The sequence below is a fragment of the Blastococcus sp. TF02-8 genome, from assembly GCF_003319175.1.
In the GTDB taxonomy this organism is placed as follows: Bacteria; Actinomycetota; Actinomycetes; order Mycobacteriales; family Geodermatophilaceae; genus Blastococcus.
On record NZ_QOHK01000005.1, the window covers coordinates 305,520 to 327,424 of the forward strand.

The window sequence follows — 21,905 nt, forward strand, 5'->3', positions numbered from 1 at the left end:
GACGCTAGTCCGCACCCGGACGCCACCGCTGGGCCGTTCGGAAGACGACGTCCGCCGTCCAGAGGGACAGCGCGGCGGCACAGGCGACCGCGGAGACGAAACAGGCAGTCGCGAACATCGGTGACGGCGTCATGAAGACGGAACCGGACTCGATCCCGGAGGGCAGGATCAGATAGAGGCCGGCGCCGACCAGCCCGGCGAAGACCATGGGGAGTGCCAGCCGCCAGCCCGCGAGGACGGCGAGCCACCTCCGCCGTCCCGCCAAGGCGGCGATCGGCGCCACGTCGTGACCGGTCCGCAGCGCATCCCCGGCGAGTGCGCACGCCGCAGCGAACATCACGGTGAGCGCCCCGATCAGACCCCAGAGGACCGTCCACCGGCCCTGGAGCTGGACGACCTTGCCCGCGACGACCCAGTCCGTGCCGATCGACGTCAGTTGGAGGCCGCCGGGAGTCGTCTCGTATCCCAGCCGCTGCAGGTCGACCAGCGGGAGGTCGTCGCCCGTCGTCGACACGAGGTTCAGTTCCGCTCCCGCCTCCGACAACCGAGCGAGGTCCAGGGACTCCTGCTGGACGACCGTCGTCCCGCCCAGGGCCGGATACCAGGCCGCCACGGCCGCCATCGCGCGTGTCCCCGCGAACTGGGCCACCGGAGCGGCGTCGCGTCCGCACTCCCCGCCCAGGACGCGGACCGTGGCGCAGTCGGCCTCGATCGTCGTGCCCGTCGGCCCGCTCCAGGCCCAGACAGGCGCCACCCCCGGAGGGAGACGTCGGAGGAACGTCTCCATCCCCTTGCCGTAGTCGGTGTGCTGCGCCCGGAGCGAGACGGTTCCGAACTCTGCGCGGGCCGCGAGCGCAGAGGTGTACTGCTGGCCCAGCTGACTGCTCCACAGCTGGATCTGGCCGAGGAGCAGGATGACCCCGCAGACCCCGAGCGCGAGCCGGGTCGTCCGCTTCGGGAACCGCTCCAGTCGGCGGCCCCCGATGATGGCGCCCACCGATCCCCACCGGCGGCCCCAATCGGCTCCGAAGCCACCCAGGCCGGCGAGCAGTGCCCCGATGAGCGCCGGGAGCGTGAGAACGACGGCCAGGCTGCCGAATCCGTAGGACAGGGTGCGCAGAGCCTCGGTCTGGAAGTAGGTGGGCAGCCAGATGGTCGCGAGGCAGGCCACGAGGCAGGCACCGGCCCGGGCGGCCGAGACCTGCTGTCCGCGCCTCCGGACAGGCCGACGTCGTAGGAGAGTTCTCCGCCGCGGGGCCGGGACCCGCTGCCGCACCGCCAGGACCGTGAGCACGCACGACGCGTGCGCCAGGACGACGGCGACGAGCATCGCCGGCCAGAACTGACGCACGTGGGCGGCCGCTGTCGCCGTGTCCAAGGAGGCGACGTGCACGTCCGCCACGGCGAAGACCGTGACCGCCGCAGTCCCGAGCACTCCCCCGACGAGCGTCGCCGGCCACGCCTCCCTGATGTCGACGAGCGCGAGATGCCGGCGCTCGGCGCCGATGACGACGAGGAGGTGTCCGCGCCGGGCACGCGCCTCCGCGTCCAGACCCCCGGCGAGTGCGACGGCGGCCAGTGCAGGCACCACGAGAGCACCGATCAGCGCCGCGTTCAGTTCCCAGAGCTCGGTCGCGTTCAGCACGCCGAGGCCGTACCAGCCATCACCGGTCCCCTCGCCCCCGAACCCGGACGCGAAATCCATGGTGGCCGGGTCGAAGGCCTCCCGGGTCGGACGCAGGTAGACGCGGCGTTCCGTGGGGTCCTCCAGACCGGAGGGCCCGATCACACCGCTCACGGTGCCGAAGAGGGCGGGATCGACCTCCTCCAGCTCCTCCTGGACCGCAGGGGAGACGACTGCCTGCCCGGGCTGCGGCCACCGGGACACCCCGGCGGGAAGTGGCGCATCGTCGTCGAGCGGCCAGATCGACTGCACCAGGACACCGGAGTCGTCCAGCGCCGTGAAACCGTCGTACGAGATCAGCAGTCGCGCGTCGGCCTCGCTGCTCAGCGACGGGCGCAGGCTGTCGGCCCGTGACTGGCGGTCGTGCCAGAGCGCGTTCGCGAGCACGAGGGCGCAGACACCGGCGACCAGCACCGCCGAGCTGACGACCAGGGCGACCACCCGGAGACGTGCCTGCGGGCCACGGCGACCGAACGCACGGCCGACCCTGATCAGGGCAGGGACGAGAACCGTTGCACCCGCGCTCACCCCGCGACGACCGCGTCACTCATCGGCAGCTCCCGGAGGACACCGCCCGACAGCTGGGTCAACCGAGTGGCCCGTCGAGCCACCTCCGGGTCATGGGTGACCACGACCAGCGCGCAGCCGAACCGGCGAGGGACGTCGAAGATGATGTCGACCACCTGATCGCGCGTCGGCGGGTCGAGCGAGCCCGTCGGCTCGTCCGCCAGCAGCAGCCGGGGGTCGTTCATCAGGGCGCGGGCGACCGCCACCCGCTGACGTTCCCCTCCGGAGAACTCGGCGATCGAGCGCGCGCCATCCGGAACGCCGAGAGCCTCCAGGAGATGGTCGGCCTTCGCCGCTGCTTCACGGGGTCTCTGACCGGCCAGCAATCCGCTGATCATGACATTCTCCCGGGGCGAGAGCTCGACCAGCAATTCTCCGGTCTGGAAGATCATCCCGAGCTTTTCCCGGCGCATCCGGGACAATCCGCTCCGCCGAAGGCCAGTGATCGCGACGTCGTCCACCACAATTGTTCCGGCACTGGGAGGAATCAACCCGAGGACACAGGAGAGCAAACTGCTCTTGCCACTTCCACTTCGCCCGACGACGGCAACGGAGTCACCGGCATCCACCTCGAGATCGACGTCGTCGAGAATGGTCTTGCCCCCGAGCACGAGGCTCACTCCACTCATGGTGAGAATGGGAGAAACGGTCACGAGGGAGTCCCCTTCGTCGGTCACCGGTGCGCGGGCCCGTCCGACGCCCGCGCACCGGTAACCCGACAGTCTTCTGCGATCAGTTCCAGTTGCTGCAGGGGTCGCTGGCGAACTGGACGTCCGTACAGGCCCGCACGGCCGTCACCGTCGCCGCCTTGGAGACGGTCGTGCCGTACCCGCTGTTGTTGCTCAGCCGGTTGTCGGTGTTGTTCCAGTTCCCGTAGGCGCTGTGGGAGTCGGCCTTCATGTCATAGACGTAGAACCTGCTGTGCGTGCTGTTGTCGTACGCGTTCGAGCCGCTGTCCGGCGCGACAGCGGAATGCGCCAGAGCAGGAGACGCACTGACCGCCGCGAAAGCGACGAACATGGCAACGGAAATTGCGCGATGCTTCATGGGTCCAGCCCCTTTTCGCGAGACTCGACGGCGCTCGCGTAACCGTTGATGCGCAGAAGCTAGGGGTGGGGCCAGGGGGCGTCAAGGGGTATCGACACCGTCAGGTATCGGCCTGCGAGATCACGCCTGAAGCCGAAGGAAGGAGAAACTGGAACGGCCTCACCGGCGGCCCGGTGGCCCACCGGGGAGGCCACCCCTCACCCCTCGCACCCGGGCGTGCTGCCAGCAACGGACCGGGCCGTCGGCGGTCGGCTGCCGTCCGGCACAGCCCGGCGAACGGGACGCTCCGGGGTGACCTCGGGCACCCCGGATCCGTCGGCTGCGCCGCTTACAGTCGGAGGCGATGACCAGCCCCCGCACCGCGACGCACCCCGCCGCAGCCCGGGCGCGCACCACCACCCGCCGGCCGGCCCCGGCCCGCAGCACCCGACGTCCACGGAAGGCCCCGGCGCGGCGCCGCCGGTCCGGCGGCGCGCAGGGACTCGCGCGGTGGTGGCCGGCGCTGGTCGTCGCCACGGCGCTGTTCGCCGCCGTCGGCTGGGGCACCGTGCGACTGGACATCCCGGCCGCCGGAACCTGCACCGTCCCCGACGGCTCGGTCACGGTCACCGCGGAGCAGGCACGGAACGCGGCCACGATCGCCGAGGTGGCCAGGGACCGGGGGCTGCCCGACCGCGCCGTCGTCATCGCCCTGGCCACCGCCCAGCAGGAGTCCCGGCTGCGCAACCTCGATCACGGTGACCGCGACTCGCTGGGGCTGTTCCAGCAGCGACCGTCGCAGGGGTGGGGCAGCGACCAGCAGGTGCAGGACCCGGTCCACGCCGCCGGGCAGTTCTACGACCGGCTCGTGACCATCCCCGGCTGGGAGGCCGGCCGGCTCACCGAGATGGCCCAGGCCGTGCAGCGCTCCGGCTTCCCCGAGCTCTACCAGCAGTGGGAGCCCATGGCCCAGCAACTGACCGCGGCGCTGGCCACCGGCACCCTCGAGTGCCACTGACGACGAACCGTACGGTTCCGTTCCCCCTACCGGGGGACTCGGACGTTTGGGTGCTCAAAGACCGGCGCCGGGACTCCGACACCTGGGACATGACCATCGCCCCCAACGAGCCGCCCAAGGCGACCCGCGCCGCTGCCGCCGCCCCCACGGCCGCCGACATGCCGGTCCTGCTGCCCACCCGCGAGGCGCTGCTCGAGCGCATCGGTGCGGAGCTGCCCGGCTCGGGCGAGCAGCCGGTGACCCTCCTGGTGATCGGCCTGCTGCGCCGCGACGACGGCTGGCCCACCCCGCAGACCACGCTCGCGCAGGTCACCGGCCTGCTCGCCCGCTCCATCCGGGGCGACGACTGGCTGGGCGGCTCCGGTGCCGCCGAGTTCGCGATCGTGCTGGCCGGCCCCACCGCCACGGCGGAGCTCGTCGGCGCGCGTCTCGTCGCCGCCGTCGACGCTCTCGGCATCGCCGGTGTGTCGGCCTCCGCCGGCGTCGCCCCCCTGGAGCCCGGGCTGACCGCCAACGAGGTGTTCCGCCGGGCCACCCTCAGCCTGACCGCCGCCCGCCGCGTCGGTGCCGGCACCGTGATCCGGTACCGCGAGCCGGTCTGACGACGAACGCCCCTGACAGCGCCGTCAGGGGTTCAGTCGCTGTACCGCCGCGTCGATCCGCTCGTCGGTGGCCGTGAGCGCCATCCGGACGTGCCGGGCGCCGGCGGGGCCGTAGAAGCTCCCCGGGGCCGCGACGATGCCGAGCGCGGCGAGCCGGTCGATGGTGACCCAGCAGTCCTCGTCGCGCGTGACCCAGAGGTACAGGCCCGCCTCGGAGTGGTCGACCCGCATCCCGGCGGCCCGCACGGCCCCCATCAGCCGGTCGCGACGGCCCCGGTACCGCTCCCGCTGGGCGTCGACGTGGGCGTCGTCGGCGAGGGCGGCCGCCATGGCGGCCTGCACCGGCCCGGGCACCAGCAGACCCAGGTGCCGGCGCACCTCCCAGACCCGGCGGACCAGCTCGGGGTCGCCGGAGAGCAGGCCGCCGCGATAGCCGGCGGCGGTGGACTGCTTCGACAGCGAGTGCACGGCGAGCAGGCCGGTGTGATCGGCACCCGCGATCTCGGGGTGCAGGATCGACCGGGGCGTGACGTCCCAGCCCAGGGTGATGTAGCACTCGTCGGCGACGACGGGGACGCCGTGGGCGCGCCCCCAGGCGACCCAGGCCCGCAGCTCGTCGTCGGGGAGAACTCGTCCGTGCGGGTTGCCGGGTGAGTTGAGCCAGACCAGCGAGACGGGTGGGTGGGAGGCCGACGTCGCGTCGGCCGGCGGGGTGTCGGACCGGCGCACGGCGAGGCCGGCCAGCACCGCCCCCACCTCGTAGGTGGGGTAGGCGACCTCCGGCACGAGCACCGTGGTGGCCCCGCCCTGCAGGCCGAGGAGCGTGGGCAGGAGGGCGACGAGCTCCTTGGAGCCGACCGTCGGGATCACCGAGGGTGCCGCGCCGGCCGGGTCCGCCACCTCGACACCGAGCCGGCGGCGCAGCCAGCCCGCCGCGGCCCCGCGCAGCGCGGCGGTGCCGAGCGCCGTCGGGTAGCCGGGGGCGTCAGCAGCCGCCGCGAGGGCCTCCCGCAGCACGGACGGCGTCTCGTCGACCGGGGTCCCGATGGACAGGTCGACGACCCCGCCGGGATGCTGCGCGGCACGCGCCCGCGCACCGGCGAGGGAGTCCCAGGGGAAGTCCGGCAGCGCGCGGGACGCGCCGGGGCCCGGACCGGTCAGTGACCTTCGCCCTGCGGCGGAAGAGCGGCCACGAGCGGGTGGTCCTTGCCGACCTTGCCGGTCTTGGCGGCGCCGCCGGGGCTGCCCAGGTCGGAGAAGAACTCCACGTTGGCGTTGTAGAAGTCCTTCCACTTGTCCGGGACGTCGTCCTCGTAGTAGATGGCCTCCACCGGGCAGACCGGCTCGCAGGCGCCGCAGTCCACGCACTCGTCGGGGTGGATGTAGAGCATCCGGTCGCCCTCGTAGATGCAGTCCACCGGACACTCGTCGATGCACGCCTTGTCGAGAACGTCGACGCAGGCCTGGGTGATGACGTAGGTCACGGGGTTCCCTCCCGGGGACGTTCGGCTGCGCCCTCGGCCGAGGCCGGGCGCCAGATGCGCACTCAGTATCACCTGCCAGGTCGCGGCGCGTTCGACGGGTCACCCACCCAGGGCCGTCTCCCCCTTTCGAGGTGGGACCTAGGTCCCTGCTCAAGAGTCGGCGCTGCCGGCCGATCTTGGAGGCGTGTCCGAGCAGAAGACGCACCGCACGGTGATGCGCCGACCCGTGTCGTCGGCCTCGCCCTACGACGCGCAGGCCGCGCTGGAGGGCCAGCTCGCCCGCCTGCGTGCGTCCTCGGGCGCCACCCGCGTCTCGGTCTGGGTCCACGAGGAGACCACCGAGATGCTGGTCCCCTTCCGCCACGCCGTCTGCCCGGGCGCCGAGGACCTCCCTCGGCATCCCGCGCTGATCACTCCGGCCCTGCTGTCGGACTCCCCCTTCCTGGCCGCGGTCGTGCGGACGGGGCAGCCGATCAGCGGCCGGGCCGACGGCCGGCGGGCCACCGACAAGCAGCTGGCCGAGGTCGGCATCCGCTCCGCGCACGGGGAACCGCTGCTGGTGGGCGGCGAGGTGATCGGCATCCTGACCGTCGAGCCCGCCGCAGCGGCCTCCCCGCACCTGCTGCGGCAGGCCACCCCCAAGCTCGCCGTCGCCGTCAAGGACGCCTGGGAACGGCGCTCGCAGCAGCGTCGCCTCGACCAGGCCGGGGTGCTGCTGGGGCTCATCGAGTCCGCGGCCCAGGCCGAGTCCATGGACCACCTGCTGGGGTCGGCGTGCCGGCAGCTCGCCGAGCTCGGCGAGGTGGAGCGCGCGTGCATCTTCCTGCTGGAGGACGGCCGGCTGGTCCCGAGCATGGCCGCCTACGCCGACGGCCGCCGGGACCTCGCGACCTGGCAGCAGTTCCGCAACGCCCCCGTGGCACTCCAGCTGGCGGAGACCGTCCTGCGCACCGGCGATCCGATGACCGCCGACCGGGAGTCCGGCCTCGTGTCGGGCTGGTGGGTCGACTCCTTCCACATCGCCTCGGCGCTGGCCGTCCCGCTCGGCCGCAGCCCGCACCTGGCCGGAGTCCTCACCCTCGACAGCACGCACGTGCGCCCCTTCTCCGAGGACGTCCGCCGGCTGGCCGCGGCCGCCGGCGCGCACCTCGGCGGGGTCATCGAGCAGGCACGCACCAGCCAGGCGCGCGCGGAGTCGCTGAGCACCGCGCGCGTGGTGCGGCAGATGCTGGTCGACGGCGCCGGTGCCACCGGGGTCTCCGAGGCCGCCGAGGTCGTCGCCCGCGCCGTCCAGCGGCTGGCCGGGACCCAACGCAGCGCCGCGTACCTGGTCGACGCGGACGACCGCGTCGGGGAGGTCCGGCACGTCGACTGGCCCGACGCGCACAAGGAGGTCGTCCAGGCGCAGCTCATCGGCCGGCCCGGATCCGACGTCGCCCTGTGGCGGCTCAGCTCCGAGCAGAAGACGCCGGTCTTCGTCGAGGACACCGCCACCAGCGACCTGCTCGACCCCCGCCTGTGCGAGGCCCTCGACCTCGCCTCCTACATCAGCGTGCCGCTGATGTCCGGCGACCGGCTGCTCGGCCTCGTCGTCACCGGCGCGGTCGGCACCGGGCGCACCTGGTCTCCTTCGGTGCGCGACGCCGTGCGCCAGGTGACCCTCGAGGGCTCCCTCGTCGTGGAGAACGCCGAGCTGCGGGCCGCCGAGCAGCGCCGGCTGGCCCAGCTGGCCACCGAGGCGCACGCCGACCCGCTGACCGGGCTGGCCAACCGCCGCCGGTTCATCGAGGAGGTCGAGGCGACCGTCTACGGCGCCGGCGACCGGGACTGCGCCCTGCTGATGATCGACCTCGACCGTTTCAAGGAGATCAACGACAGCTTCGGGCACAGCGTCGGCGACGACCTCCTCTGCCTGGTCGGGCCGCGGCTGCAGCAGGCCCTGCGCCCCGGTGACCTGCTGGCGCGCATGGGTGGCGACGAGTTCGCCGTCCTGCTGCCCGACGCGGACGCCGAGCGTGCCCGCGAGGTGGGTGAGGCGCTCGGCACCGCCCTGCGGGACGCCTTCGTCCTCGACGGCATGCCGCTGCACGTCGACGCCAGCATCGGCATCGGCTGTGCCCGGACCACGGCCGCGACCGCTCGCTGCTGCTGGCCCGCGCAGACACGGCCATGTACGCCGCCAAGCGGGGCAAGCAGGGGTACGAGGTGTGGGCGCCCGACGGGACCCCCGCCTCCCGCGACCGCCTGGAGACCCTGGAGCAGCTGCGCTCGGCGCTCGACGGCGAGGAGCTGGACAACCACTACCAGCCCAAGCTCGACCTGCGCACGGGCCGCATCGTCGGCCTCGAGGCGCTCGTCCGCTGGAACCACCCGACCCGCGGGCTGCTCTACCCCGACGTCTTCCTGCCGCTCGCCGAGCAGGCCGGGCTCATGCGCCGGCTCGCCCTGCGCGTGCTGGAGAGGTCGCTGCGCGACCTGCAGACGTGGCGCGCCCACGGCCACGACCTCTCCGTCGCGGTGAACCTGTCGGTCTCCAACCTGCAGGACGTCGCGCTCCCCGAGCAGGTGGCCATGCTGCTGGACGCCTGCGGCGTGCCGGCCGAGGCGCTCGTCCTGGAGATCACCGAGGACGTCCTGATGGCCGACGCGCCCCGCAGCCAGCAGGTGATGGCCGGGCTGCGCACGCTCGGCGTCCGGCTGTCGGTCGACGACTACGGGACCGGCTACTCCTCGCTGTCCTACCTCCGCGCGCTGCCCGTGGACGAGCTGAAGCTCGACCGCAGCTTCGTGACCCACCTGACCTCCGACCCCCGGGCGGCCGCGATCGTGCGGAGCACGCTGCAGCTGAGCCGCGACCTCGGGATGAGCATGGTCGTGGAGGGCGTCGAGGACGCCGACTCGCTCGCCGCGCTGCGCGAGTGGGGCTGCGACGTCGCCCAGGGCTACCACATCTCCCGGCCCATGCCGGCCGAGCGCGTGCTGGGCTGGCTGGACGCCCGGCCCATGCGCGCCGGGGTCGTGGCCGGCGAGCGCTGAGCTCAGGGCCCTCCGTGCGGCATCGGCGCGCGCGGACCGCCCAGCACCGAGCCGACGGCGAAGACCGCCGCCACCATGCCCAGGCCCAGGAAGGCCAGGTTCACGCCGTTCTGGGTGATGACCACGTCCCCCTCGGGGCGCCGGCTCATCGCCGCGACGGCCACGACCAGCCAGACCGCCGCCGGCAGTGCCGCGACCACCCGGGAGCCGGACACCCGTCGCGCGCCGTGCACCAGCAGCACGTTGCCCGCGACGGCGGCGAGGACGGACACCGGGACGAGCACGCCCCCGACGCGCAGGGGCAGCCAGAACACCTCCACGACCGCCAACCACCCCGCGAGGACCACGGCGACCACGGCCCATCCGGCCGCGGCCCAGGCCCGCGCGCTCATCGCGGCAGGCCGGCGAAGAGGTCGGTCTCCCGCCCGGAGCCGTCGACGGCCGGGACGCCGCGCACCAGCTGGAACCACTCCGTGCCCCGGACCAGCTGACCGAGGTGGTTGGACAGCGCGAAGAAGCCCTCGCGGACGGTGATCTGCGTGGCGTGCGCGGCCAGCGCCGCGCTCTTGCGCGCAGTGAGGTCCGCGGCGTCGACGACGGCGGTCACCTCGTCGTCGTCCACGACGAACGGCGCGTGCTCGATCGCGGCCGAGGGGAGGAACGGCACCCGCTCCCCCGCCGCCGCCAGCGCCGCGTCGCTCTCCCGGACAGCAGTGCGTGGCAGGCGGCACCAGTACACCTTGGCGACGTCCCAGGCCGGGCCCAGGTCGGGCCGGTAGCCCGCGTCGGCGGCGAGGTCGACGGCGCGCATCGCCACCCGGTGGGCCTGGATGTGGTCGGGGTGGCCGTAGCCGCCGTCCGGGTCGTAGGTGACGACGACCTGCGGGCGCACGTCCCGGACCACGGCCACCGCGTGCGCCGCCGCCGCGTCGAGGTCGGCGTTCCAGAAGGCGCGGGCCCGCGCGTTCGCGGGCGTGCCGATCATCCCGGAGTCCCGGTAGTGCCCGGCACCGCCGAGGAAACGGATGTCGGTGACCCCCAGCGCGGCCATGGCGGCGCGCAGCTCGGCGATGCGGTAGCCGCCGAGCTGGTCGGCCTGGTCGGCGGCGAGCTGCGCCAGCTCGGGGACCAGGATCTCGCCCTCCTCGCCCAGCGTGCAGGTGAGCAGGGTGACCTGGGCGCCCTCGGCGGCGTAGCGGGCCATCGTGGCGCCGGTCGTGATGCTCTCGTCGTCCGGGTGGGCGTGCACCAGCAGGAGCCGACGGTTGGCGGTCACACCGCGATCCTGCCGGAGACCACCGGGAGCCGGACCCTGCGGGTCCGGCTCCCGGGGCGGATCAGTCCTCGACGGCGATGACGGTGCGCGCCTCGGCGAAGTGGCACGCCGACGGATGGCCCTGACCGCGGTCGACCAACGCCGGCGCCTCCGTGGCGCAGATGTCCTGCGCCTTCCAGCAGCGTGTGCGGAACCGGCAACCCGACGGCGGGTTGGCCGGGCTGGGCACGTCACCCTGCAGCAGGATGCGCTCCTTGAGCCCGCGCAGGTGCGGCTCGTGCACCGGCACCGACGACAGCAGCGCCTGCGTGTAGGGGTGCGAGGCCGAGTTGTAGACCTCGGCGTCGGTGCCCTCCTCGACCACGCTGCCCAGGTACATGACGGCGACCCGGTCGGAGATGTGGCGCACCACCGACAGGTCGTGCGCGATGAACAGGTAGGACAGCCCGAAGTCGTCCTGCAGGTCCTCGAGCAGGTTCACGACCTGGGCCTGCACCGACACGTCCAGGGCGCTCACCGGCTCGTCGCAGACGATGATCTCCGGCTGGAGCGCCAGCGCACGGGCGATCCCGATCCGCTGCCGCTGCCCCCCGGAGAACTGGTGCGGGTAGCGGTTGACGAAGTCGGGGTTCAGCCCGACCCGCTCCATCAGCTCCTGGGTGCGCTGGAGGCGGCCCTTGCGGGGCGCGATGTCGGCGTGCACCGACCAGCCCTCGGCCACGATGTCGCCGACGGTCATGCGGGGGTTCAGCGAGGCGTAGGGGTCCTGGAAGATGATCTGGACCTCGCGGCGGTACTGCTTGAGCGCGCGGCCACCCATCTTCGCGACGTCGCGACCCTTGTAGAGGATCTGCCCGCCGGTGGGCTTCTCCAGCGCGACCAGCATCTTGCTGACCGTCGACTTGCCGCAGCCGGACTCGCCGACCAGGCCCATCGTCTCGCCGCGGCGCAGCGTCAGGTTCACGCCGTCCACCGCCCGGACGTGACCGACGGTGCGCTTGAAGACGATCCCCTGGGTCAGCGGGAAGTGCTTCTTGAGGTCCTTGACCTCGAGCAGCACCTCGCCGGGGGCGACGTCCGCGAGCGGAGCCGCGGCGTCGTCGGTGGTCTCAGACACCGAGCACCTCCTCGCTGTAGTGGCAGGCCGCCTCGCGCCCGGGGACGACCAGCCGCAGCGGCGGGACGTCCTCGGCGCAGTGCCGACCGGGCAGCGCGTCGGCGCCGGTCCGGCGCTTCGGGCACCGCGGGTGGAACGGGCACCCCGAGGGGATGCTCGCCAGGTTCGGCGGCTGACCGCCGATCGGCTGCAGCCGCCCGCCCTTGGCCTCCACCTGGGGGATGGAGCTCATCAGCCCCTCGGTGTACGGGTGGGCCGGGTTGCTGAAGACGTCGTCGACCGTTCCGCGCTCGACGATACGACCGGCGTACATGACGGCGACGTTGTCGGCGACCTCGTTGACCACACCGAGGTCGTGGGTGATGAGCACCAGGCCCATGCCGGTGTCGCGCTGCAGGTCCTTGAGCAGGTCCATGACCTGCGCCTGCACGGTGACGTCGAGCGCCGTCGTCGGCTCGTCGGCGATCAGGATCCGCGGGTCGAGCGCGATCGCCATGGCGATCATCACGCGCTGCCGCATACCGCCGGAGAACTGGTGCGGGAAGTCGTTCACCCGCTGCGCGGCGGCCGGGATGCGCACCCGGTCCATGAGCTCGACGGCACGCTTCTTGGCGTCCTTGCGGGACATGCCCTGGTGCGCCCGGAACATCTCACCGATCTGGAACCCGACGCTGTAGACGGGGTTCAGCGAGGAGAGCGCGTCCTGGAAGATCATCGAGATCCCGGGCCCGCGGACCTTGCGCTGCTCCTCGGGGGACTCGGTGAGCAGGTCGCGCCCCTCGAACATGATCCGGCCGCCGGTGATCTCGGCCGGCGGCATGTCGAGGATGCCCATGATCGCCTGTGCCGAGACCGACTTGCCGGAGCCGGACTCCCCGAGGATGGCCAGGGTCTCCCCCGCGGAGACGGTGTAGCTCACGCCGTTGACGGCCCTTACCAGGCCGGACTCCGTGCGGAACTGCACGTGGAGGTCGTCGACCTCGAGGACCGGGCCGGTTCCCGGACGGACCGGGCCGGAGGGAGCGGAGGTGGACGCGGTGCTCATGAACGCTGCCTCGGGTCGAGGGCGTCGCGCAGCGCGTCGCCCATCATGACGAACGCCATCACCGTCATGGTCAGGATCAGGCTCGGGAAGAGGACCAGGTGCGGGGCGCTGCGGATCGAGTCCTGCCCGGCCTCGATCTGCAGACCCCAGGAGATGGCCGGCCGCTGCAGACCGACACCCAGGTAGGTCAGGGTCGCCTCGGCGGCGATCAGCACGCCGATCGTGATGGTCGTGTAGACCAGCACCGGCGCGACGGCGTTGGGCAGGATGTGCCGGACCAGGATCCGCATGTCCGAGGCGCCCATCGCGCGGGCGGCCGCGACGTAGTCCGAGCTCTTCACCGCGATGACCTGGGAGCGGACCAGCCGCATCGCCGTCATCCAGCCGAAGAGCGCCAGGGCCAGTGCCACCGCGCCGGGCCCCCGGGTGTTCAGGATCGGGATGTCGGTCGACGGGCCGACCCGCAGCAGCACCAGCGCGCCGAGGATGAGCGGGAGCGCGTAGAAGATGTCCGCGATGCGGGACAGGATGCTGTCGGTCGCGCCGCCGTAGAACCCGGCGATCGCGCCCATGATGACGCCCAGGACGAGGACGACGAGCACGGCGAAGATGCCGATGATCAGCGAGTTGCGGGCGCCGTAGACGACGTTGGCCAGGTAGTCGCAGCCCTGGACGTCGTAACCGAACCAGTGCTCCGAGGACGGCGTCGCCTTGGAGTTGGCCAGGTCGCAGGCGCGCGGGTCCACGCCGCGGGCGAACACCTGCGGGATGATCGCCATCAGCGCGAAGACCAGGCCGAAGCTGGCGCCCAGCCAGAAGAGCGGGTTGCGCTTGAGCGAGCGCCAGGCGTCGCTCCACAGGCTGTTCTGCCGCGAGTCGGTGACGTCGACCGAGGGGCTGGCGAGCCCCGTCGTCGTCCCTGCCTCCACCTCGTCCTTGCGCAGATCCAGCTGCTGGTGCGGGTCAGTCATAGCGGATCCTCGGGTCGAGGACGGCGTAGAGCACGTCGACGACCAGGTTGAAGAAGATGAAGAAGAAGACCATCAGGGTGACGATGCCGACGACGACCGCACCCTCCTGGGCGCGCACGGCGTCGAACACCTCGCGACCGATGCCCGGCAGGTTGAACACCGTCTCGGTCACGATCGCGCCGCCCAGCAGCGCACCGATGTCGGCACCGATGAAGGTGACGACCGGGATCAGGCTGTTGCGCAGAGTGTGGCGGACGATCACCGTGCGGTTGGGCAGGCCCTTGGCCCGCGCCGTCCGCACGTAGTCCGCACGCATGTTCTCCGCGATGCTGGTCCGGGTCAGGCGGGCCACGTAGGCCAGCGAGCCCGAGGCCAGCACGAGGCCGGGCAGCACGTAGCTGTAGAGCCCGTCGCGGGTGCCGGCGATCGGGAACCAGCCGAGCTTGAGACCGAGCACCAGCTGGGCGAGGAACGCCAGCACCAGGATCGGGATCGACACGATGACCGTCGTCGAGACCAGCACCAGGTTGTCGAAGAAGCTGTTGCGGCGGATGCCGGCGAGCACGCCGGCCACGATGCCGATGATCGCCTCGAACACGACGGCGACGATGGTCAGCTTGACCGTGACCGGCAGCGTCCGCTCGATGGTGTCCAGGACGGGGCGGCCGCGGAAGTCGGTGCCCAGGTCACCGGAGAGCAGGGCCTTGAGGTACTCCCAGTACTGGACCCACAGCGGGTCGCTCAGGTGGAAGCGCTCGGTGAGCACCTTCACGACCGCCGGCGACACCGGGCGGTCGCCCGCGAGCGCGCGGATCGGGTCGCCCGGGAGCGCGTACACCATCGCGAAGATGAGGAAGGAGGCGCCGAGAAGCACCGGGATCGTCAGCAGTAGTCGGCGCGCGACGTAGCGGCCCATGGTCCCCCTCGGGGTGGTGGGACGACGCGGTCAGCCACCGCGACGCCGTTGTCCATCTTGCCGGTCGGCTGGTGCACACGCCGCCGGGGGCACCTTGGAGGGTGCCCCCGGCGGGTCGTGCTGTGGTGCGCGACCGTCAGTCGTTGACGGTGACCTCGGACCAGACGGGACGCTGGAAGAGGTCGATCCGGACGTTGCTCACGTGGTCGGTGGCAACGGTCTGGATCTGGGTGAAGAACAGCGGGGCCATCGGCATGTCCTCGGCGATGAGGTCCTCGGCCTGCTGGTACGCCTTGATCGCCTCGTCCTCGGACTCGGCCTTGTCACCCTCGGCGATCAGGTCGACGACCTTCTCGTTCGAGTAGAACGAGTAGTTCGAACCCGTGGGAGGGAACGACTGCGGCGTGAAGAGCGGGGTCAGGTAGCTCTCCGCGGCCGGGTAGTCGAAGCTCCAGCCGTAGCGGAACGGGCCGGTGAAGCCCTTGTTCTCGCCCAGCGGCAGGTACTGCGAGAAGTCGAGGTCGCCCTTCAGCTGGAAGTCGACGTCGAGGTTCTGACGCAGCTGGTTGCCCACGGCCTCGAGCCACGCGTCGTGACCGGCGCCGGCGTTGAACCACAGCTCGACCGGCTTGCTCCGGTCGAAACCGGCCTCGTCGAGGAGGGCGTTGGCCTTGTCGACGTCCAGCTCGCAGTAGGCGCAGGAACCCTCGCGGTAGCCGTCGACCGCCGGCGACACGAACGAGTCGGCCGCGGTGCGGGTGCCCGAGAAGATCGCCTTGGAGATGGCGTCCCGGTCGATGGCCATGGAGATGGCCTGACGGACCCGCGGGTCCTGGAAGCGGGCGTCGTAGGTCGGGAAGCCGAGGTAGGTGATCTGCGAGACCTCGGTGTTGATGAAGCCGTCGCCGAACTCGTCCTTGGCCGACTCGATGACGTCGGGCGGGATGACGTCGACGATGTCGACGTTGCCGTCCTGGGCGTCGGTGTAGGCGGTGGCCTGGTCGGCGTAGACGACGAAGTCGATGCCGTCGGCCTTGGCCTTGTCCTCGCCGGCGTAGTCCTCGAACCGCTTCACCTTGATGCCCTGGCCGGGGACGAACTCGCCGTCGGCCTGGAACGGGCCGTTGCCGATCGGCTTGGTGCCGAAGCCCTCCGGGTCGTCGAAGAAGGCCTTCGGCAGCGGGTTGAAGGCGTCGTAGCCCACGACGGCCGGGAACAGCGCGAAGGGAGCCTTGAGCTCGACCGTGAAGGTCTGGTCGTCCTCGACCTTGAGGCCGCTCAGCTCGGTAGCGGTGCCGGCCTCGAGCTCGTCGTACCCGGCGATGCGGGAGAGGTACGAGCCACCGTCCTGCGCGTTCTGCGGGTTGGCGGTGTAGTTCCACGCGTTGACGAAGGACTCGGCGTCGACCGGGGTCCCGTCGTGGAACGTCCAGCCGTCCTTGAGCTTGATCGTCCAGTTCTGGTTGTCCTCGGACTCGATCGAGTCGGCGACGCCGGAGTACTCGACCTCACCGTCCTCCGAGTAGCCGACCAGACCGGTCCACAGGGCGGCGATGACCTTCGCGCCCTCGCTCTCGGTGGTGTTGCCGGGGACGAGCGGGCTCTTCGGCTCACTGATGTAGGCAGAGAAGGTGCCGCCGCTCTTGCCGCCGCCGCCCTCCCCGCCGTTGTCGTCGCTGCCACCACATGCGGACAGCACCATCGCGGCGGCGATGCCGGCCGCGACGAGCGCACCCCTGCGCTTCCTCAAGTTCACGTGCAATGCCTCCCTCGACCCGCGTGGCGGGGGGAACGGACAGGTCCGACCACGGCCTGACGGCCGATGGACGACTGACTGGTCACGAGCCAACGCAGCCGGACGCCGGGGTCCGGACTGCGACGGGTGGACCCTAGGCACCGCCCGGAGAAGGTGTCCACGGCCGTCACCGACTTGTGACCTGGGCTCACGATCGACGAGCCGACCGCAACATCGACGTCAGGTGCGCGCCCTCACGGCGGTCCTTCCCGCGACCGTGGCAGATGCGCCGGAGACCTTCCACCGCCTCCTGATCACGGGGTGTCGGCGGCGTCCTCCCGGGGTATCGGGCAACGACACGACCGACGACCCGACGGAGGCAGCGCGATGAGCGGCATGGACAAGCTGACGAACAAGGCCCAGGAACTGTCCGGCAAGGGCAAGGAGGCCGTGGGTGACGCCACCGACAACCGTGACCTGCAGGCCGAGGGCGAGAAGGACCAGGCGGCGGGCAACCTGAAGCAGGCCGGCGAGAAGGTCAAGGACATCTTCAAGTAGTCCGACCACCGACCGGCGGGGGCCGGGACTCCACGACGGAGTCCCGGCCCCCGCGGCGTCTCGCACCTTCCCCCGGGGCGTTTTGTGCACTTTCTGCCCGGGCGTTTCGTGCACTATCTGCCGCTCGGGGCGTCGGCGAGGACCGCCGCGATCCTCCGGACGACGGCGTCGAGGTCCCGGAGGTCCGCCGCGCTCAGCCGGATCACCTGCCAGCCCGCCGCGACCAGCCGGGCGAGACGGGCGTCGTCCCGCACGATCTGCACCCCGTCGAAGTGGTGCTCGCCCTCGTACTCGACCAGCACCCTCCGGTCCGGCCACGCCAGGTCGACCCGGGCGAGGAACTCGCCGTCGACGACGATCTCGTGCTGCGGCACGGGCGCGGGCAGCCCTCCCAGCGCACAGGCCACCCGGACCCACGACTCGGGCGGTGACTCGGCACGCCCGTCCACCAGCTCGAAGACCCGCCGGACCCGGGCCACGCCCCAGCGCCCCACGCCGTCGCGCAGCAACCGGCCGAGGTCTCCCGCCCGGACAGTTCCACCGCGCACCATCGCGTCGAGCACGCCCACGGCCGTGGCGGTCGTCTCCAGGGCGGCCACGTCCCACGCCGTCCTCAGCGCCCCGGTGAACCGGAGCCCGAACTCGTCCGATTCGACGTCGGCCACCGGGAGGGCTGCTCGACGCGCGCGCACTCCGGCCGGCCCTCGCCACTGCACACCGTCCGGCACCACGACCGTGACCGGTTCGCCGTACCCGGGAGCCGGCGCGCCCAGGACCGCCGCAGCGGAACGGCCGGCCAGCGCAGCGCCCTCCGGCATCACCAGCGCAGCGGCACGACAGCGCAGCAGGTGGTCACGCGGCTGCCCGACGTCCGCGTAGACGCCCTGGAGGATTCGGACGTACGGGCCGTTCCGCAGCTGTTTCGGCGTGAGGGCGCCCTCGGAGAGAGCATGCGCGCCGATGAAGACGCCCGAGAGACCGGAACTGCGCAGGAGCATCCGCGGATGGTGGCCCGAACCGGCGGTTGGGCGCTGCCGCCGTCCACAGCCCCCACCTCGGAGGGCGATCAGTGCACGAAACGCCCGGGCGGAAAGTGCACTAAACGCCCGGAGGGGGGACGAGAAGGGCCTGGACGGCGGGGAGGAGCGGGCGGTCGGCCGGGATCCAGTCGAGCCCGTCCAGCTCCCGGACGCCGACCCAGCGCAGCTCCGAGTGCTCGTGGGCCACGGGCGCGCCACCGGCGAGCCGCGCCGCCCACACCCGCATCGTCGAGGCTCCCGGTGGGCCTCCGCCGACCGCGCCGTCGAGCACGACCTCCCCGAGGAACGACTCCGGGACGACGGTGACGCCCAGCTCCTCCTCGCACTCGCGGACCAGGGCGTCCAGCTCCCGCTCGCCGCGCTCCACCTTGCCGCCGGGGAACTCCCAGCACCCGTCGTAGGTGCCCCCGGCGCGGCGCGCGACCAGCACCTGGTTCCCGTCGACGATCGCAGCCCCCACGACCTGGACCACGTCCTCCGCCCGCCGCGCAGCACCGGCGGCGAGCGCGTCGAGGTACGCCCGCACGGCGCGGGTGATCCGACGACGCAGGAGCGCCCGGCCGACGAGGCCGCCCCGCTGCCCGGCAGTCCAGTCGACCCGCTCCTCCACCAGCGTCCCGGCGGCGGTCGCGGAGAACCGGCGGGAGTGGGTCACCCGACCCTCGCGCCCGACCCGTGCGGAGAACTCGTCGCACTCCGGACGCACCGACCGGACCTCCTCCAGCCGGAAGGGCCAGGGGCGCCCGAGGACGCGGGCGACGTCGTAGGTGACGGTGAGCGGTGCCTCCACCAAGGTGGTGAAACGCAGCTGGGACACGCAGGCACTGTCGCAGACCACGGCAAGATGGCGGTGTGCGCATCAACGCCAGGGTCGACTACGCCGTCCGAGCAGTCCTCGAGCTCGCCGCGGCAGCACCCGCTGCGCTCACCTGCGACAAGATCGCCGCGGCGCAGGACATCCCGTCCCGGTTCCTGCAGGCCATCCTCACCGACCTGCAGCACGCACGGCTGGTCACCAGCCAGCGCGGTCGCGACGGCGGGTACCGACTGGCCCTGCCCGCGTCGGAGATCTCCATCGCCCGCGTCATGCGGGTCGAGCAGGGCTTCCTCGCCGAGGTGCACGGTCAGCGCCCGGAGGAGGTCAGCTACCCCGGCGTCGCCACCGAGCTGGCCGCCGTCTGGGTGGCCGCGCGCGAGGCCTACCGCCGGGTCCTCGAGGGCGTGACCGTCGCCGACGTGGTGGCCGGCCGACTCCCCGCGCACGCCGCCGAGCTCGTCGCCATCGACAACGCGTGGCAGTCCTTCAGCGACCCGGACCGGGACTGACCGCCCCCCTCGCCCCGGTCCGCGCGTCCGTTCGGCGACACTGGCAGCCATGTCCGACCAGCAGCGCCCCGGTGTCACCGTCTTCCTGACCGGCCTCTCGGGCGCGGGCAAGTCCACGATCGCCGACGCGCTGGTGGCGCAGCTGGAGGCGGAGGGGCGGCCGGTCACGGTGCTCGACGGCGACGTCGTCCGGACCCACCTGTCCAGCGAGCTGGACTTCTCCAAGGAGCACCGGGACCTCAACATCCGGCGCATCGGGTGGGTGGCCGGCGAGGTGGTCAAGCACGGCGGGACCGTCGTCGTCGCCGCGATCGCCCCGTACGAGGCCGCCCGCGAGGAGGCCCGCCGACTGGTCGAGAAGAACGGGCGGTTCCTGCTCGTGCACCTCTCCACCCCGCTGGAGGTGTGCGAGGACCGCGACGTCAAGGGCCTCTACGCCAAGGCGCGCGCGGGCGAGATCCCGGGCTTCACCGGCGTCAGCGACCCCTACGAGCCGCCGGCCCGCGCCGAGCTGGTCATCGACACGTCGGTCACCCCGCTGACCGAGGCGGTCGCCCGCATCCGCGCCGAGATGGCCTAGGAACCCGGTCGTCCCCACCGCCGGTCGGCCGACGTGTGGGAGGATCGACGCATGACCGACCGTGGCGCGCTCCTCGTCGCGCGTCTGCACATCGATCTGGCGCTGGTCTCCAGCGCCGCCTGTCGCGCCGCGCGCTGACCCGGCTCCTCCGCGCAGCTCCTCCGGCTGCGTCCCGATCCAGCAGCGCCCCGGCCCCCGGCCCGCTGCCGGACGTCGAGGAGCGCAGGAAGAAGTACGCCACGTGAGCACCCCCACCCGCACCAGCAACCGGCCCCAGCGTGGCCAGGGTCAGTGGGCGCTGGGCTACCGCGAGCCGCTCAACCCCAACGAGCGGATGAAGAAGGACTCCGACGGGCTCGAGGTCCGGCAGCGGATCCTCGACATCTACTCGAAGGCCGGCTTCGACTCGATCGACCCGGGCGACCTCCGCGGCCGCATGCGCTGGATGGGCCTCTACACCCAGCGGGCGCAGGGCATCCCCGGCGGCAAGACCGCCGTCCTGGAGCCGGAGGAGCTCGAGGACTCGTACTTCATGATGCGTGCCCGCATCGACGGCGGGCAGCTGACCAGCGACGCGCTGCGGGTCATCGGCGGCATCAGCACCGAGTTCGGTCGCGACGTCGCCGACGTCACCGACCGGCAGAACGTGCAGTACCACTGGATCCGCATCGAGGACGTGCCCGAGATCTGGCGGCGCCTGGAGTCGGTGGGCCTGTCCACCATGGAGGCCTGCGGCGACGTCCCCCGCGTCATGCTCGGCTGCCCGCTGGCCGGCATCCTCGAGGACGAGGTCGTCGACGCCACCGACGTGCTGGCCCAGACGGTCGAGAAGTACATCGGCAGCCCCGAGTTCAGCAACCTGCCGCGCAAGTGGAAGACCTCCATGTCCGGGTGCGTGGACCACTGCACCGAGCCCGAGATCGACGACGTCTCCTTCGTCGGCGTGAGGAACGAGGCCGGCGAGGCCGGCTACGACCTCTGGGTCGGTGGCGGGCTCTCCACCAACCCGATGTTCGCCCAGCGGATCGGCGTCTTCGTCCGCCCCGACCAGGTGACCGACGTGTGGGCCGCCTGCACCTCGATCTTCCGCGACTACGGCTACCGCCGGCAGCGCAACCGCGCGCGCATCAAGTTCCTGATGGCCGACTGGGGGCCGGAGAAGTTCCGCCAGGTGCTGGAGGACGAGTACCTGCAGGCGAAGCTCCCCGACGGTCCGGCCCCCGCACCGGCCAAGCACGACCAGCGCGACCACGTCGGGGTCAGCCGGCAGAAGGACGGCCTCAACGCCGTCGGTTTCGCGCTGCGCACCGGCCGGATCAGCGGCACGCTGCTGACCACGATCGCGGACCTGGCCGACGAGTACGGCCAGGGCCGCATCCGGACGACGACGCAGCAGAAGCTGGTCATCCTCGACGTGCCGGACGAGAAGGTCGAAGCCCTCGTCGACGCGCTGGCCGAGCACGACCTGCAGGTCCGCCCGAGCGCCTTCCGGCGCGGCACCATGGCCTGCACCGGCCTGGAGTTCTGCAAGCTCGCGATCGTCGAGACCAAGCAGCACGCGCAGGACCTCTACGCGGAGCTGGAGAAGCGGCTGCCGGACTTCGACACCCCGATCGGGATCAACGTCAACGGCTGCCCGAACAGCTGCGCCCGCTTCCAGACCGCCGACATCGGGTTCAAGGGCTCGATGGTGAAGGACGAGAACGGCGAGATGGTCGAGGGCTTCCAGGTCCACCTGGGCGGCCACCTGGGGGTCGAGGCCACGTTCGGCCGCAAGTTCCGCGGCCACAAGGTGACCAAGGCGGAGACCGCCGACTACTGCGAGCGGGTGCTCCGCGGTTTTCTGGAGCGGCGGACGCCCGGGGAGTCCTTCGCGCACTACGTCTCCCGCGCCGAGGAGGCCTGGTTGCTGTGACGGTGCTGC

At 72.1% G+C, this 21,905-nt stretch carries 21 protein-coding genes and 1 pseudogene; 8 read left to right on the forward strand and 14 right to left on the reverse strand.

What is annotated here, in order from left to right; translation table 11 throughout:
* Positions 1-4: 4 nt before the first annotated feature.
* The 3 genes from DQ237_RS12625 to DQ237_RS19455 form a co-directional block, all read right to left on the reverse strand.
* Positions 5-2,125, reverse strand: a complete 2,121-nt coding sequence (locus DQ237_RS12625) for an FtsX-like permease family protein (RefSeq protein ID WP_113800471.1) — start codon at positions 2,123-2,125, stop codon at positions 5-7.
* Between the two features lie 83 nt (positions 2,126-2,208).
* Positions 2,209-2,871, reverse strand: coding sequence for an ABC transporter ATP-binding protein (locus DQ237_RS12630; protein ID WP_205730193.1), 663 nt, complete (start codon positions 2,869-2,871; stop codon positions 2,209-2,211).
* Positions 2,872-2,983: 112 nt separating this feature from the next.
* Entirely contained in the window at positions 2,984-3,298 is a 315-nt protein-coding gene (locus DQ237_RS19455) for a hypothetical protein (RefSeq protein ID WP_147251801.1), read from the reverse strand.
* Between the two features lie 343 nt (positions 3,299-3,641).
* On the opposite strand from DQ237_RS19455, the gene DQ237_RS12635 reads away from it, so the two are divergent.
* Together DQ237_RS12635 and DQ237_RS12640 are read left to right on the forward strand one after the other, a co-directional pair.
* Positions 3,642-4,295, forward strand: a complete 654-nt coding sequence (locus DQ237_RS12635) for a hypothetical protein (RefSeq protein WP_113800472.1) — start codon at positions 3,642-3,644, stop codon at positions 4,293-4,295.
* An 89-nt stretch (positions 4,296-4,384) separates the two neighbouring features.
* Positions 4,385-4,897: a hypothetical protein gene (locus DQ237_RS12640; protein WP_147251802.1), complete on the forward strand. Its 513-nt coding sequence runs from the start codon at positions 4,385-4,387 to the stop codon at positions 4,895-4,897.
* A gap of 24 nt (positions 4,898-4,921) precedes the next feature.
* Here the strand turns inward: DQ237_RS12640 and dapC are convergent, their stop codons facing one another.
* Together dapC and fdxA are read right to left on the reverse strand one after the other, a co-directional pair.
* On the reverse strand, positions 4,922-6,058 hold the full coding sequence (gene dapC / locus DQ237_RS12645) for a succinyldiaminopimelate transaminase (protein ID WP_205730201.1): 1,137 nt from the start codon (positions 6,056-6,058) through the stop codon (positions 4,922-4,924).
* Positions 6,055-6,381, reverse strand: coding sequence for a ferredoxin (gene fdxA, locus DQ237_RS12650; protein ID WP_091448234.1), 327 nt, complete (start codon positions 6,379-6,381; stop codon positions 6,055-6,057). The genes dapC and fdxA overlap by 4 nt, the downstream gene beginning before the upstream one ends.
* 214 nt (positions 6,382-6,595) lie before the next feature.
* On the opposite strand from fdxA, the pseudogene DQ237_RS12655 reads away from it, so the two are divergent.
* Together DQ237_RS12655 and DQ237_RS12660 are read left to right on the forward strand one after the other, a co-directional pair.
* Positions 6,596-8,503, forward strand: a pseudogene (locus DQ237_RS12655) (diguanylate cyclase domain-containing protein); the annotation flags it as partial.
* 47 nt (positions 8,504-8,550) lie between these two features.
* Positions 8,551-9,417, forward strand: coding sequence for a bifunctional diguanylate cyclase/phosphodiesterase (locus DQ237_RS12660; RefSeq protein WP_113800476.1), 867 nt, complete (start codon positions 8,551-8,553; stop codon positions 9,415-9,417).
* A gap of 2 nt (positions 9,418-9,419) precedes the next feature.
* Here the strand turns inward: DQ237_RS12660 and DQ237_RS12665 are convergent, their stop codons facing one another.
* The 7 genes from DQ237_RS12665 to DQ237_RS12695 form a co-directional block, all read right to left on the reverse strand.
* Positions 9,420-9,809 carry a DUF6113 family protein gene (locus tag DQ237_RS12665; protein WP_113800477.1) on the reverse strand — a complete coding sequence of 130 codons (390 nt, stop codon included), beginning with the start codon at positions 9,807-9,809 and terminating at the stop codon, positions 9,420-9,422.
* Entirely contained in the window at positions 9,806-10,693 is an 888-nt protein-coding gene (gene mshB, locus DQ237_RS12670; RefSeq protein WP_113800478.1) for an N-acetyl-1-D-myo-inositol-2-amino-2-deoxy-alpha-D-glucopyranoside deacetylase, read from the reverse strand. The genes DQ237_RS12665 and mshB overlap by 4 nt, the downstream gene beginning before the upstream one ends.
* Before the next feature lie 61 nt (positions 10,694-10,754).
* Positions 10,755-11,810, reverse strand: a complete 1,056-nt coding sequence (locus DQ237_RS12675; protein WP_113800479.1) for an ABC transporter ATP-binding protein — start codon at positions 11,808-11,810, stop codon at positions 10,755-10,757.
* Positions 11,803-12,855, reverse strand: coding sequence for an ABC transporter ATP-binding protein (locus DQ237_RS12680; RefSeq protein WP_113800480.1), 1,053 nt, complete (start codon positions 12,853-12,855; stop codon positions 11,803-11,805). The genes DQ237_RS12675 and DQ237_RS12680 overlap by 8 nt, the downstream gene beginning before the upstream one ends.
* Positions 12,852-13,826, reverse strand: a complete 975-nt coding sequence (locus DQ237_RS12685) for an ABC transporter permease (RefSeq protein WP_113800481.1) — start codon at positions 13,824-13,826, stop codon at positions 12,852-12,854. The genes DQ237_RS12680 and DQ237_RS12685 overlap by 4 nt, the downstream gene beginning before the upstream one ends.
* Positions 13,819-14,742: an ABC transporter permease gene (locus DQ237_RS12690; RefSeq protein WP_113800482.1), complete on the reverse strand. Its 924-nt coding sequence runs from the start codon at positions 14,740-14,742 to the stop codon at positions 13,819-13,821. Before DQ237_RS12690 ends, DQ237_RS12685 begins: the two co-directional genes overlap by 8 nt.
* A gap of 136 nt (positions 14,743-14,878) precedes the next feature.
* The gene (locus tag DQ237_RS12695) at positions 14,879-16,498 is read right to left on the reverse strand and encodes an ABC transporter substrate-binding protein (RefSeq protein ID WP_240619602.1); all 1,620 of its coding nucleotides are present in this window, start codon (positions 16,496-16,498) and stop codon (positions 14,879-14,881) included.
* Positions 16,499-16,864: 366 nt separating this feature from the next.
* Here DQ237_RS12695 and DQ237_RS12700 point away from each other — a divergent pair, with 366 nt between their 5' ends.
* Positions 16,865-17,035, forward strand: a complete 171-nt coding sequence (locus DQ237_RS12700) for a CsbD family protein (RefSeq protein WP_113800483.1) — start codon at positions 16,865-16,867, stop codon at positions 17,033-17,035.
* Between the two features lie 113 nt (positions 17,036-17,148).
* Here the strand turns inward: DQ237_RS12700 and DQ237_RS12705 are convergent, their stop codons facing one another.
* Together DQ237_RS12705 and DQ237_RS12710 are read right to left on the reverse strand one after the other, a co-directional pair.
* Complete coding sequence (locus DQ237_RS12705; protein WP_113800484.1) at positions 17,149-18,033, reverse strand: endonuclease domain-containing protein; 885 nt, start codon at positions 18,031-18,033, stop codon at positions 17,149-17,151.
* A gap of 100 nt (positions 18,034-18,133) precedes the next feature.
* Positions 18,134-18,892, reverse strand: a complete 759-nt coding sequence (locus tag DQ237_RS12710) for a (deoxy)nucleoside triphosphate pyrophosphohydrolase (protein WP_113800555.1) — start codon at positions 18,890-18,892, stop codon at positions 18,134-18,136.
* A gap of 35 nt (positions 18,893-18,927) precedes the next feature.
* Between DQ237_RS12710 and DQ237_RS12715 the strand changes: the two genes are divergently transcribed.
* From DQ237_RS12715 to DQ237_RS12725, 3 genes are all read left to right on the forward strand, one after another.
* On the forward strand, positions 18,928-19,401 hold the full coding sequence (locus tag DQ237_RS12715) for an Rrf2 family transcriptional regulator (RefSeq protein WP_113800485.1): 474 nt from the start codon (positions 18,928-18,930) through the stop codon (positions 19,399-19,401).
* A 49-nt stretch (positions 19,402-19,450) separates the two neighbouring features.
* Entirely contained in the window at positions 19,451-19,981 is a 531-nt protein-coding gene (cysC, locus tag DQ237_RS12720) for an adenylyl-sulfate kinase (RefSeq protein WP_113800486.1), read from the forward strand.
* Positions 19,982-20,222: 241 nt separating this feature from the next.
* Entirely contained in the window at positions 20,223-21,896 is a 1,674-nt protein-coding gene (locus DQ237_RS12725; RefSeq protein ID WP_113800487.1) for a nitrite/sulfite reductase, read from the forward strand.
* The last annotated feature ends 9 nt before the right edge of the window (positions 21,897-21,905 follow it).

Excerpts from the sequence above, each read along its gene's own strand:
- DQ237_RS12660 (WP_113800476.1), top strand. The coding sequence starts at position 8,551 with ATGTACGCCGCCAAGCGGGGCAAGCAGGGGTACGAGGTGTGGGCGCCC.
- DQ237_RS12690 (WP_113800482.1), bottom strand. The coding sequence starts at position 14,742 with ATGGGCCGCTACGTCGCGCGCCGACTACTGCTGACGATCCCGGTGCTT.
- DQ237_RS12705 (WP_113800484.1), bottom strand. The coding sequence starts at position 18,033 with ATGCTCCTGCGCAGTTCCGGTCTCTCGGGCGTCTTCATCGGCGCGCAT.
- DQ237_RS12685 (WP_113800481.1), bottom strand. The coding sequence starts at position 13,826 with ATGACTGACCCGCACCAGCAGCTGGATCTGCGCAAGGACGAGGTGGAG.
- DQ237_RS12640 (WP_147251802.1), top strand. The coding sequence starts at position 4,385 with ATGACCATCGCCCCCAACGAGCCGCCCAAGGCGACCCGCGCCGCTGCC.
- DQ237_RS12680 (WP_113800480.1), bottom strand. The coding sequence starts at position 12,855 with ATGAGCACCGCGTCCACCTCCGCTCCCTCCGGCCCGGTCCGTCCGGGA.
- DQ237_RS19455 (WP_147251801.1), bottom strand. The coding sequence starts at position 3,298 with ATGAAGCATCGCGCAATTTCCGTTGCCATGTTCGTCGCTTTCGCGGCG.
- DQ237_RS12635 (WP_113800472.1), top strand. The coding sequence starts at position 3,642 with ATGACCAGCCCCCGCACCGCGACGCACCCCGCCGCAGCCCGGGCGCGC.
- DQ237_RS12700 (WP_113800483.1), top strand. The coding sequence starts at position 16,865 with ATGAGCGGCATGGACAAGCTGACGAACAAGGCCCAGGAACTGTCCGGC.
- cysC (WP_113800486.1), top strand. The coding sequence starts at position 19,451 with ATGTCCGACCAGCAGCGCCCCGGTGTCACCGTCTTCCTGACCGGCCTC.
- DQ237_RS12665 (WP_113800477.1), bottom strand. The coding sequence starts at position 9,809 with ATGAGCGCGCGGGCCTGGGCCGCGGCCGGATGGGCCGTGGTCGCCGTG.